Annotated in this window: 11 protein-coding genes; 5 read left to right on the top strand and 6 right to left on the bottom strand. The window is 35.7% G+C overall.

Going from position 1 to position 11,410, the window contains the following annotated elements; translation table 11 throughout:
* The first annotated feature begins 53 nt into the window (after nt 1–53).
* The gene (gene guaB / locus ABIQ27_RS02250) at nt 54–1,526 is read left to right on the top strand and encodes an IMP dehydrogenase (RefSeq protein WP_348031653.1); all 1,473 of its coding nucleotides are present in this window, start codon (nt 54–56) and stop codon (nt 1,524–1,526) included.
* 210 nt (nt 1,527–1,736) lie between these two features.
* Nucleotides 1,737–3,056 carry an ammonium transporter gene (locus ABIQ27_RS02245; protein ID WP_348031651.1) on the top strand — a complete coding sequence of 440 codons (1,320 nt, stop codon included), beginning with the start codon at nt 1,737–1,739 and terminating at the stop codon, nt 3,054–3,056.
* 38 nt (nt 3,057–3,094) lie between these two features.
* On the opposite strand, the gene ABIQ27_RS02240 is transcribed toward ABIQ27_RS02245, so the two are convergent.
* From ABIQ27_RS02240 to ABIQ27_RS02225, 4 genes are all read right to left on the bottom strand, one after another.
* Complete coding sequence (locus ABIQ27_RS02240) at nt 3,095–3,844, bottom strand: hypothetical protein (RefSeq protein ID WP_348031649.1); 750 nt, start codon at nt 3,842–3,844, stop codon at nt 3,095–3,097.
* Nucleotides 3,831–4,526: a hypothetical protein gene (locus ABIQ27_RS02235; protein ID WP_348031648.1), complete on the bottom strand. Its 696-nt coding sequence runs from the start codon at nt 4,524–4,526 to the stop codon at nt 3,831–3,833. The genes ABIQ27_RS02240 and ABIQ27_RS02235 overlap by 14 nt, the downstream gene beginning before the upstream one ends.
* The gene (purB, locus tag ABIQ27_RS02230; protein ID WP_348031646.1) at nt 4,526–5,869 is read right to left on the bottom strand and encodes an adenylosuccinate lyase; all 1,344 of its coding nucleotides are present in this window, start codon (nt 5,867–5,869) and stop codon (nt 4,526–4,528) included. Before purB ends, ABIQ27_RS02235 begins: the two co-directional genes overlap by 1 nt.
* A 68-nt stretch (nt 5,870–5,937) precedes the next feature.
* Nucleotides 5,938–6,630 carry an NAD-dependent deacylase gene (locus ABIQ27_RS02225; protein ID WP_348031644.1) on the bottom strand — a complete coding sequence of 231 codons (693 nt, stop codon included), beginning with the start codon at nt 6,628–6,630 and terminating at the stop codon, nt 5,938–5,940.
* A 168-nt stretch (nt 6,631–6,798) separates the two neighbouring features.
* On the opposite strand from ABIQ27_RS02225, the gene ABIQ27_RS02220 reads away from it, so the two are divergent.
* From ABIQ27_RS02220 to ABIQ27_RS02210, 3 genes are read left to right on the top strand one after another with little or no spacing between them, the layout of a single operon-like run.
* The gene (locus ABIQ27_RS02220) at nt 6,799–7,443 is read left to right on the top strand and encodes a hypothetical protein (protein ID WP_348031643.1); all 645 of its coding nucleotides are present in this window, start codon (nt 6,799–6,801) and stop codon (nt 7,441–7,443) included.
* A 29-nt stretch (nt 7,444–7,472) separates the two neighbouring features.
* Nucleotides 7,473–8,135, top strand: coding sequence for an RNA methyltransferase (locus tag ABIQ27_RS02215; protein WP_348031654.1), 663 nt, complete (start codon nt 7,473–7,475; stop codon nt 8,133–8,135).
* Nucleotides 8,136–8,170: 35 nt separating this feature from the next.
* On the top strand, nt 8,171–8,551 hold the full coding sequence (locus ABIQ27_RS02210; protein WP_348031641.1) for a four helix bundle protein: 381 nt from the start codon (nt 8,171–8,173) through the stop codon (nt 8,549–8,551).
* A 45-nt stretch (nt 8,552–8,596) separates the two neighbouring features.
* Here ABIQ27_RS02210 and ABIQ27_RS02205 read toward each other — a convergent pair whose 3' ends face one another.
* Complete coding sequence (locus tag ABIQ27_RS02205; RefSeq protein WP_348031640.1) at nt 8,597–9,364, bottom strand: carboxypeptidase-like regulatory domain-containing protein; 768 nt, start codon at nt 9,362–9,364, stop codon at nt 8,597–8,599.
* A 166-nt stretch (nt 9,365–9,530) separates the two neighbouring features.
* On the bottom strand, nt 9,531–11,410 hold a 1,880-nt coding region (locus ABIQ27_RS02200), incomplete at its 5' end, for a DEAD/DEAH box helicase (protein ID WP_348031638.1).

Raw genomic sequence — 11,410 nt, 5'->3', positions numbered from 1 at the left:
CTTCTTAAAATTCACTATATTTGCTCGCAATTTAACTACAACTACAAATTGCAATGAAAGCACACACTACTAAAATCGTTGGAGAAGGTTTAACCTATGACGATGTACTGCTAATCCCAAATTATTCAGAAGTTTTACCGCGTGAAGTCAGTATCCAATCGAAGTTTTCGAGAAATATTACTTTGAATGTTCCTATTGTTTCCGCAGCAATGGACACTGTTACCGAAAGTTCAATGGCAATTGCTATGGCTCAGGAAGGTGGCATTGGCGTATTGCACAAAAACATGACGATTGAACAACAAGCAGCGAAAGTCAGAAAAGTAAAACGTGCTGAAGCCGGAATGATAATCGACCCAGTTACTTTGCCTTTAACAGCAACCGTTGGCGATGCCAAAATGGCGATGAAAGAATTTGGCATTGGCGGAATTCCTGTCGTGGACGAAAACGGAATCTTAAAAGGAATTGCAACCAACAGAGATTTGCGTTTCGAAAAAATAAATTCCCGTTCCATATTAGAAGTTATGACTTCAGAAAATCTGGTAACAGCTGCCGAAGGAACAACTTTGCAGGAAGCTGAAGGAATTCTACAAAAAAACAAAATTGAAAAACTTCCGGTAGTTGATGATAATTTCAAACTTATCGGATTGATTACCTTTAGAGATATAACCAAACTGACTCAGAAACCAATTGCCAATAAAGATAGATTTGGACGTTTGCGTGTTGCTGCCGCTTTAGGTGTTACTGCCGATGCTTTAGAAAGAGCAACAGCTTTGGTAAATGCCGGAGTTGATGCAGTAATTATCGACACAGCACACGGACACACCCAAGGTGTTGTAACTGTTTTGAAAGAAGTAAAAGCTAAATTCCCAAATCTTGATGTAGTGGTTGGTAATATTGCTACTCCGGAAGCGGCCTTGTATTTAGTCCAGCATGGCGCCGATGCTGTGAAAGTCGGCATTGGACCAGGTTCAATTTGTACAACGCGGGTTGTTGCCGGAGTTGGATTCCCACAATTCTCAGCGGTTCTAGAAGTTGCTGCAGCTTTAAAAGGAACCGGAGTTCCGGTAATTGCAGATGGCGGAATTCGATATACAGGTGATATTCCGAAAGCAATTGCAGCTGGAGCAGACTCAGTAATGTTAGGTTCGTTGTTAGCAGGAACAAAAGAATCTCCAGGAGAAACAATTATATTCGAAGGAAGAAAATTCAAATCTTATCGTGGAATGGGTTCTATAGAAGCCATGGAAGATGGTTCAAAAGACCGTTACTTCCAGGACGTAGAAGACGATATTAAAAAGTTAGTTCCGGAAGGAATTGTTGGACGAGTTCCTTATAAAGGCGAATTAAACGAAAGCATGCAGCAATTTGTTGGTGGGCTTCGTGCCGGAATGGGTTACTGTGGAGCGAAAGATATTCCAACACTTCAGGAAACCGGACGCTTTGTTAGAATCACAGCAAGCGGAATTGGCGAAAGTCATCCACATAATGTAACCATTACAAAAGAAGCTCCGAATTATTCGAGATAAGAATTAGCCATAAGGCAAAAGTGAAAAGGCATAAGTTATTTCTTGTGCCTTTTTTATTTGTCAAATTATCAATAAATAAAAAATACAGTGCACACCCCAAAATAAATTAGGGTAGAAATTTATAATTACATAAAAATGAGTTTTTAGCCTAAGTTTTTGATAGGTGCTATTTATAAAAATAATATTTTTATAAAAAATAACATCAAAAATATGAAGCCAAGAAGAATTATTTTAAGTGTGATACTCATCACAATCCTGATTTTGACTTTCTTTTCAAATTCCATTTTTCAAAATCATTCAACTCCGGCAGAAATAACAAAATTTGATTCGGGAGATACTGCCTGGATGATTGTCGCTACAGCACTAGTTTTGCTTATGACGCCAGGTTTGGGTTTCTTTTATGGCGGAATGGTCGGAAAGAAAAATGTAATCAGCACCATGCTTCAAAGTTTTATGGCAATGGTTATTGTCAGCATTCTATGGGTTGTGATTGCGTATGGGTTATGTTTTGGCCCTTCGATTGGAGGTTTTATTGGAAATCCAATTCCAAATTTGTTTTTTAATAATGTTGGCGTGACATCTTCCTGGTCATTGGCTCCAACAATACCTTTACTCCTGTTTGCCCTTTTTCAGGTTAAGTTTGCTATCATCACTCCAGCGCTAATAACGGGCGCTTTCGCTGAACGAATTCGGTTTTGGTCTTATTTGCTGTTTATGGTTTTGTTCATTTTATTTGTCTATACGCCTCTCGCCCATTGCACCTGGCATCCGGATGGCATTTTCTTTAAAATGGGCGTCTTAGATTTTGCCGGTGGAACTGTAGTACACATGAGTGCTGGTTGGGCTGCACTTGCCGGAGCCATGTTTTTAGGAAAAAGAAAAAGTCAAAAAGCAAATCCAGCCAGAATCACTTATGTGCTTTTAGGAACAGGATTGTTATGGTTTGGCTGGTTCGGATTTAACGCAGGTTCGGCGATGGGCGCAAATGGTTTAGCTGTGCAAGCTTTAGGAACCACAACAGTTGCGGCGGCGGCGGCTTCTATGGCTTGGGTATTTTTGGATAAAATATTAGGGCACAAACTTTCCGCAATGGGCGCTTGCATTGGTGCTGTTGTAGGTTTGGTTGCTATAACTCCGGCTGCAGGTTATGTAAGTATTGCGCATGCAATAACTATCGGAATCATTTCAAGTATCGTTAGCAATTTGGCAGTTAGTAAATTTCCAAAAGGAAAAATTGATGATGCGCTTGATGTGTTTGCCTGTCATGGTGTTGGCGGAATGACCGGAATGATTTTAACCGGGGTCTTTGCCTCAAAAGCGATAAATCCTGCTGTTGTAGATCAGGGATTGCTATTTGGAGAAACTAAGTTATTTACAAATCAGCTGATTGCTCTAGTTTGCGTTTCTGTTTTTGCTTTTACGGTATCGTATGTACTTTTCTATATTGTCAATAAAATAACGCCGCTAAGAGTTAGCGAAGAAAAAGAAGAGTTGGGATTAGATATTTCCCAGCATGGAGAATTTTTGTAAAAAGCAGAAAGGCTTAAGAATTAACTCAAGCCTTTTATTTATACTGTTTTCTCTGCTGGAATTAAAGATTTTATTTTATTTAAAGATGTTATGATGCTTGGTGACTTTGCTTTTTTAAGCATAAGTTCTATTTTAGTTTTTAAACCCGAATAATCAGCATCAGGATATAATTTTATTAACTCAGAAAAATACTTATCTATACCTTCAGCATACGCATTAAGTCCATTTTGGGAAAAAGCATTTTCATCATTAATCTCGTCTAAATAATTTTCGTAATTACCTACCAAGGCATTGATATTTGAATTGACATTGTTGGTTGTTGAGCTATCATTCTTATCATCAGCATTTTCAATTATTTCGTCGTTCCCTAATTTGAAATATCTTAACTGTAATCCTAATCCAAATTTATAGCAATTTATATGCTCAATTTCATAGATGTATTTGTCTTGTCTATCAGTAACATTATATATACCCATCATATTTTCCCATGCATTGAAAAACCCCTGAGCAACTTCGTTTTTGTGCTTTAATCCTAACTGATTATCTTCTAAAACTACTTTAAAGTTTTCTTCATCAGTCAATTTTTCAACAATAGCTTTTGTTTCCGGATCACTTAATTTAGGTGTATGCTCTTCTGCATCAACCCCAAATTTTATTTCTCGAATAACATCTTCATAATCTTCAACAGTCCAATATCTTTTTTCTATTGGAAAAACATCCTCCTTTTTATTACAGCTTAATAGCAGTAAGCAACTTATCAATACTAAACAGATTTTATTTTTTTTCATCAAGATTAATTTTCGTTTCACTATAATTTGTCATCAAATGTAATAAACTATCTATTTCTTTTTGATATTTTTTTTGTTGACTAAGCACATAGCTATGATATGTATCATAATCGTATTTTTTTTGAAATTCATTTTCATTTATTCTTGCTTGTTCAACTATTTTTTTAATTTCATCAAAAGAGATATTTTTTTTCTCTGAAATTTCTTTTCTGGCTTTTCTAGCAAAAACTTCTGTTATTTTAAAATGAAAGAGTTCATGATCAAATAACTCATTTCCAGCTGTATTTTTATTATAAACAAAAGAACGGGATGGATAGAAAAAAGAAGTGATTTCAACCGAGTTGTCATTTTTTTCTAATTCTATAGTCGTTACAACGTATGCAAAATATTTTGAACCATTTAATTCCTTCTTAAATAACTCTAATCCTCTAAAGTTTTTAAAAGTTATTTGGTTTATTTTATTGTATGGAATTGGTTTCTCATAATCTAAATAATTAGTATGGCTTAGTATTAAAACAACTATAGCCAAAGATAATAATATTAAAAAATTGTATTTAAATACCTTTTTTAAATTGACTTTGGGAGCATTAATATTTCTTAGGTAATAATATAAATGAAACAAAAAAATTGGCAGATACACTGCAGATAAAACAATTAAGGCAATTTTATCATTTTTGTTCACTATATTCCCGTAAAATTAGCTGGTGTAATCTGCATCAGTTCATCTTTTATAGCCTGAGAAACTTCTAATGTCCCTATGAAATCATGAATAGCTTTTTTGTCTATTACAGCGTTTGTTCTGGTCAAGCCTTTCAAAGCTTCATACGGATTTGGATAACCTTCTCTTCTTAAAATTGTCTGAATAGCTTCGGCAACAACTGCCCAGTTTTTTTCTAAATCTTCAGCAAATTTTGATTCGTTCAACAATAGTTTATTCAATCCTTTTAAAGTCGCATCAAAAGCAATTAAAGTATGTCCCATTGGAACCCCAATATTACGCAACACTGTACTATCAGTCAAATCTCGTTGCAATCTTGAGATTGGCAGTTTAGCAGAAAGATGTTCAAAAATAGCATTAGCAATTCCTAAGTTTCCTTCTGAGTTTTCGAAATCAATTGGATTAACTTTATGCGGCATTGCCGAAGAACCTATTTCGCCCGCTTTGATTTTTTGTTTAAAATATTCCATCGAAACATACGTCCAAATGTCTCTGTCTAAATCGATAACGATGTTGTTTATCCTTTTCAGCGCATCAAAAAATGCAGCAAAATGATCGTAATGTTCTATTTGTGTAGTCGGAAATGAATGCTGCAATCCGAGAGTTTCTTCCACGAAAGTGGTACCAAATTGCTTCCAGTCTACATTTGGATATGCCACATGATGTGCATTGTAATTCCCAGTAGCACCACCAAACTTAGCTGCAAATGGAATATTGAACAGCAAACGCATTTGCTCTTCAATGCGTTCTACAAATACCAAAATCTCTTTTCCTAAGCGTGTTGGAGACGCAGGCTGACCGTGAGTTCTGGCTAACATCGGAATATCATTCCATTCCATCGCCAGTTCTTTTAGTTTGGCTACCAATCCAATTAATGATTTCAAATATACTTCCTGAAATGCTTCTTTTGCCGATAATGGAATAGCAGTATTATTGATATCTTGTGAGGTTAAGCCAAAATGGATAAACTCTTTATATGATGATAATCCTAATGCTTCAAATTTATCTTTGATAAAATATTCTACCGCTTTGACATCATGATTGGTGGTCATTTCAGTATCTTTTATCCATTGCGCATCTTCGGTAGTGAAGTTTTTATAGAGATTACGCAGGCTGTCAAAAACTTTAGAATCAACACCTTTTAGCTGTGGCAAATCGGCTTCGCATAAAGCAATAAAGTATTCGACTTCTACCAGAACACGATATTTGATTAAGGCTTCTTCCGAAAAATAAATTGAAAGTGATTTGGTTTTGCTTCTGTATCTTCCGTCAATTGGTGAAACGGCGTTTAGTGGAGTTAGTGACATTTGTTGTGTTGTTTTGTAGTGCAAAAGTAAGGAATAGTGTTCAGTGTTCAGTCGCAGTTTGCAGTTTTTTACTTTAATTTAAACAACTTTTCCCGTAATAACGGAAGACCTTCGGTGGCATTCATTGCAATAATTTCTAAAGGATTTTGCAGACTATTGATGCTTGCCGGTCTTGGGTCGATATAAAAAATTGGAGTATTTGGATTGGCATAATGCATCAGGCTTGCTGCCGGATAAACCTGAAGTGATGTTCCAATCACAGCTACATACTCTGCTTGTTCTGTGATGTTTATCGCTTCTTCTAACGCTGGAACCATTTCGCCAAACCAAACTATATGTGGTCGTAATTGATTTCCTTTATCATCTAAATCTCCTATTACTAAATCGTGTAACCAATCTAAAATATAATCTTCGTTTTTCGTACTTCTTACTTTTAATAACTCGCCATGCAAATGCAGTACTTTGGTACTTCCCGCCTGTTCATGAAGATTGTCTACGTTCTGTGTAATAATGTGGACATCGAAATCTTTTTCCAATTCGGCTAAGACGATATGCCCATGATTGGGTTTTACTTCATGTAATTGTCTACGACGTTGATTATAGAAATCTAAAACCAACTCTTTGTTTCTGTGCCAACCTTCCGGTGAAGCAACATCCATAACATTATGCCCTTCCCAAAGTCCATCAGCATCGCGAAAGGTTTTGATGCCGCTTTCCGCTGAGATTCCTGCGCCTGTTAAGATTACGAGTTTCTTTTTCATTTTTTAAAGTTGCTAAGTAGCTGAGTTGCTAAGTTACTAAAAATTGCGATTTAGTTTGTGATGGTAATTCTTATATGTTTGTTTATAACTTGGCAATAGAAGATAAAAAGATGTTAAGGTAAATGTTAGATTTGTTTGTATCTGATTAATTCTCATATCCAATAAAAGATGAAACAACTAACATTATTATTTACATTATTATCATTGAATTGTTTTGCACAAAACACGAAATATAAATTTGATGAAACTCTCTCTATTGAATTGCCAAAAGAGCATTCAATTGTAGATACTTTAGGATTAAGGAGGATCTCTGCGCCATTGAATATTGGTAATATTGTAATCACAAAAACTATAGAAGAGCAGATTGAGACCAATGTATTTGATGAAGCACAATTGCAAGAATATTATAAGGGTTACCAAAAAGGTTTCATGAAAGGCTGTAAAGGAAAAGCAATTTCTGAAGAAATCATTAAAATTAATAATGTTATTGTATCAAAATCAGTATTTGCAATGCCGGGCAATGACGAGTCAATTGTTGTAGAAAACTATGTAATTTACTTAAAAGACCATACTTACACAGTTGGTTTTTTTCTGCCTAACAATATTGAATCCAATTTTAATAAAGAGAAGCAAAAAATTCTATCATCAATAAAATTCGTAAAAGGATTAACAATTGAAGACCAGTTTAACAGTCATGATGAAAATTCACCAGCCGGTAAAGCAGGTCAGATTACAGGTTATATATTATTTATTGTAGTGTTGATATTTATTATTTGGTTCATAGTAAAAAAGAGTAAAGCCAAATGGGACTAGAAAACACTATTTTTGCCAAAAGCATAACCATGATTGACCTAAATTATCTCGACTACCTCGAAGGATTTTTAACCGACAACCGCAAAGAACGTTTTGCAAATGTGCTGGCGAATAGAACCAATCATTTTACGATAGTTGTTGAAGATGTTTTTCAGATGCACAATACCAGCGCAGTGATGCGTAGCTGTGAAGTCTTTGGTATCCAGCAATTGAATATTATTGAACAGCGGTTTGGCAAAAGCATCGATAAAGAAATCGCCATGGGCGCACAAAAATGGGTTGATATCAATACATTTGAGACAGTAAATTCTTCTATAGGAACCATGCGTTCTAAAGGCTATCAAATTATCGCCACAACACCACACAATAATTCCTGCATGCTTAGCGATTTTGACATTTCGAAACCAAGTGCCATTTATTTCGGAACAGAAAAAGAAGGATTATCGCAGGAAGTAATTGATCAGGCTGATGGCTATATTAAAATCCCAATGGTTGGATTTACAGAAAGTCTGAATATTTCTGTTTCGGCAGCTATCATCATTCAGGATATCACCACTCGCCTACGCCAATCTAATATAGCGTGGCAATTATCAGAAGAAGAAATTCTCGTTAAACGTTTAGCCTGGGCAAAGAATACGATTAAGGATATTAAAAGGATTGAAGCGAGGTATTATAGTGATCAGTCACAGTAAGCAGTCGCAGTAAACAGTTTAGTAAATTTTAATATATGGATTTTAGAGAATTATTGGCTTATCAAAAAGCATTTCAGTTAGCTATGAAAATCTTCAATATTTCTAAATCATTTCCTATTGAAGAGAAATATTCATTAACAGACCAAATAAGACGATCCTCAAGAAGTGTTTGTGCTAATATTGCAGAAGCATATCGAAAAAGAAGATATACTAATCATTTCATTAGCAAATTAACTGATAGGGATGCTGAAAATTCAGAAACTAATGTTTGGCTAGAATTTGCTTATATCTGTGAATATATAAGCAAAGCAGATTACACTAATCTAACTGAACAAAATATCGAGATTGGCAAACTAATTAATTATATGATTAACAATCCAGATAAGTTTGGCTGTAACTCAAAATATAAGTCATAGTAAAACTGAAAACTGAGACTGCATACTGCGAATGTAAACTGAACACTACTTCTTCTTCAACACCTTATATTGCTCATAGCATTCGCTAATGGCATCCATAATTTGCAAATCGTTGGCGGTTTTGATAAACTCTTCAGAATAACTGCAACGGGTAAGGATTTCGGCAATTTCCTTTTTGTCTATGCCAAGAAGCACGCCAAGGGTTTCTCTGTCAAACTTAGATTCTAAAAGATTTCTAACGGTGTCATCCTTTTTCATCTGTTTCAGTTTCTTGAGCTCATTTGTTTTCTTTCCAAAGAAATTATAAAGCATATCCGCCGGATTGAAGATAGAACCTAAGACTCTGGTAAAAGCGCCTGGCGAAGTATCACCAGTTTCATAGCCTTGTGGTAAACCTGAAATACTGTATCGGTAGTTTTCTTTATCGGGAATAAGTTTTGAATCGATTTCAAGATAACCTGTTAAGTCATATTTTTTAACAATAACTTCTTCTAATGCAATTGCTTTTTCTGTCAGCAATAATTTGGCTGTTCCGTTTTTTAGCCAGTCATTCGTTACTCTTACTCTCAAGGATTGATAACCAAGTAAGGCTATATGCAGCGTATCATTAACGCTTACTTCCAACTCAAAATATCCTTTTATATCTGTAGTTACTCCTTTTACTTTATTGATGTTAATAACGTTTACATTAGCGATAGGCAGCAATGTGTTGTCGTTAATAATTGTTCCTGTAACTTTTTGTGTTATCTGATTGGTTTGCGCGATTGCGCCTAGAGGAAGTATGAATAAAAGTAAAATTGTAAAATATCTCATAGCGATTTTTGATGGTTTAAAAGTATGAAACTCTTTTAAGATATTCCTGAGTTTGGTATCAGAATTAGAACAAAATTAACAAAAGAAAAAAATTCCAAAAAAGAAATTCCAAATTCCAATAAATAAGCTATTGGAATTTGGAATTTTAGTATTGAAGTTTTAGCTATTAGCTTTTTCTTGGTCTTCTGCTTTTTGCAGCTTCAAATGAACGACCTGCTGGTTTATCAGTTGAACCTTCTGAACGTCTAGGCGCTCTTTCTTCTCTTTGGAAAGAACCTGGTGCTTTTTTTGGAGCACTATCACGGTTAAAACCGCCTTCTCTTCTTGGTCTTTCTGAAGAACCTGAACTTCTTTCACTTCTGAAACCACCTTCTTTTGGAGCTGAGCTTCTTTCGCTTTTAAATCCACCTTCTTTTCTTGGACCGAAACTTCCTCCGCCACCAGAACTTCTTCTTTCGCCGCCTCCAGAATTTCTATCACCTCTGAATCCGCCACCAGAACTTCTTCCGTTATGGTCACGTCTTTCACGGCTTCCACCATCGTTTTTAGAAATCTCAACATTGATACGTCTTCCGTTCATATCAAATCCGTTAAGGATTGACATAACTTTATCAGTATGTTCTCCATCAGTATTAAAGAAAGAGAAACCTTCTTTTACATCAACCTTGAATACGTCATCACGACCTAAATCTAAAGTTTCTTTCAGGAAATCTTTCAACTGCATCCAATCGAAATCGTCACGTGAACCAATGTTTACGAAATAACGAACAGGATCTCCGGCTCTGATTTCTCTTGGCTCTGAACTTCTTTCGCTTCTTTCTCCACCGTTTTCACCAGATAAATCACGTTTCTTTTTGTAGTAAGCGATGAATCTGTTGAATTCAACAGAAACCATTTTCTTGATTAATTCTTCTTTTGTCAAACCGTCAAGAACTTCGTTGATAGCAGGTAAATAGTTATCTATCTCATGGTCAACTTCAGTATCTTTAATTTTATTTGCTAAGTGCAATAATTGGATTTCACAGATTTCAATTCCACTTGGAATTGTTTTCTCCTGGAATTTTTGTTGGATGATTCTTTCGATTGAAGAAATTTTACGCAATTCACTTTTAGTGATGATTACGATTGAAGTTCCTAATTTTCCAGCTCTACCAGTTCTTCCTGAACGGTGATTGTATGTTTCGATTTCGTCCGGCAATTGATAGTTTACTACGTGAGTAATATTATCAACGTCAATTCCACGAGCCGCAACATCAGTCGCAACTAGCATTTGAATTTGACGGCCACGGAACGATTTCATAACTCCGTCACGTTGCGCCTGAGATAAATCTCCGTGCAATGCCGCAGCGCTGTAACCATCTTCAATCAGTTTTTCTGCAACAGCTTGTGTATCACGTTTAGTTCTACAAAAAACTACAGAGAAAATATCGGGATTAGCATCAGCCAATCTTTTTAAAGCTTCGTAACGGTCACGGGCATTCACACAGTAAAATTCGTGTGAAACTGTAGCCGAACCGGAGTTCTTGTGTCCAACAGTAATTTCTACTGGATCAGCCATGAATTTCTTAGCAATACGCGCAACTTCCGCAGGCATTGTTGCTGAGAATAACCATGTTTTTTTCTCGTCTGGAGTATCCGATAAAATCGAAACGATATCATCATAAAATCCCATGTTCAACATCTCATCTGCTTCATCAAGAATACAGTAATTGATGTTTTTAATGTTCACAAGACCACGATTAATCATGTCCTGCATTCTACCTGGAGTTGCAACAATTACCTGCGCTCCACGTTTAATCTCTCTGGCCTGTTCTGTAATGCTTGCACCACCATAAACTGCCACTGTATGTAAACCTTTTACATATTTTGAGTATTGTTTAATCTCGTTGGTGATTTGTAAGCAAAGCTCACGCGTTGGGGATAAAATTAACGCTTGAGTACTTCTGTCTTCAGCATCAATTTTTTGAATTAGCGGAAAACCAAATGCTGCCGTTTTCCCTGTTCCTGTTTGTGCTAATGCGACTAAGTCTGTGTTTTGTTCCAATA

Origin of the sequence: Flavobacterium sp., from assembly GCF_039916025.1 — a bacterium.
GTDB lineage: Bacteria > Bacteroidota > Bacteroidia > Flavobacteriales > Flavobacteriaceae > Flavobacterium.
Note: the sequence above shows the minus strand (reverse complement) of the source record. Positions and strands in the feature narration are given on the sequence as shown.

Excerpts from the sequence above, each read along its gene's own strand:
- guaB (WP_348031653.1), top strand. The coding sequence starts at position 54 with ATGAAAGCACACACTACTAAAATCGTTGGAGAAGGTTTAACCTATGAC.
- ABIQ27_RS02245 (WP_348031651.1), top strand. The coding sequence starts at position 1,737 with ATGAAGCCAAGAAGAATTATTTTAAGTGTGATACTCATCACAATCCTG.
- ABIQ27_RS02240 (WP_348031649.1), bottom strand. The coding sequence starts at position 3,844 with ATGAAAAAAAATAAAATCTGTTTAGTATTGATAAGTTGCTTACTGCTA.
- purB (WP_348031646.1), bottom strand. The coding sequence starts at position 5,869 with ATGTCACTAACTCCACTAAACGCCGTTTCACCAATTGACGGAAGATAC.
- ABIQ27_RS02225 (WP_348031644.1), bottom strand. The coding sequence starts at position 6,630 with ATGAAAAAGAAACTCGTAATCTTAACAGGCGCAGGAATCTCAGCGGAA.
- ABIQ27_RS02220 (WP_348031643.1), top strand. The coding sequence starts at position 6,799 with ATGAAACAACTAACATTATTATTTACATTATTATCATTGAATTGTTTT.
- ABIQ27_RS02215 (WP_348031654.1), top strand. The coding sequence starts at position 7,473 with ATGATTGACCTAAATTATCTCGACTACCTCGAAGGATTTTTAACCGAC.
- ABIQ27_RS02210 (WP_348031641.1), top strand. The coding sequence starts at position 8,171 with ATGGATTTTAGAGAATTATTGGCTTATCAAAAAGCATTTCAGTTAGCT.
- ABIQ27_RS02205 (WP_348031640.1), bottom strand. The coding sequence starts at position 9,364 with ATGAGATATTTTACAATTTTACTTTTATTCATACTTCCTCTAGGCGCA.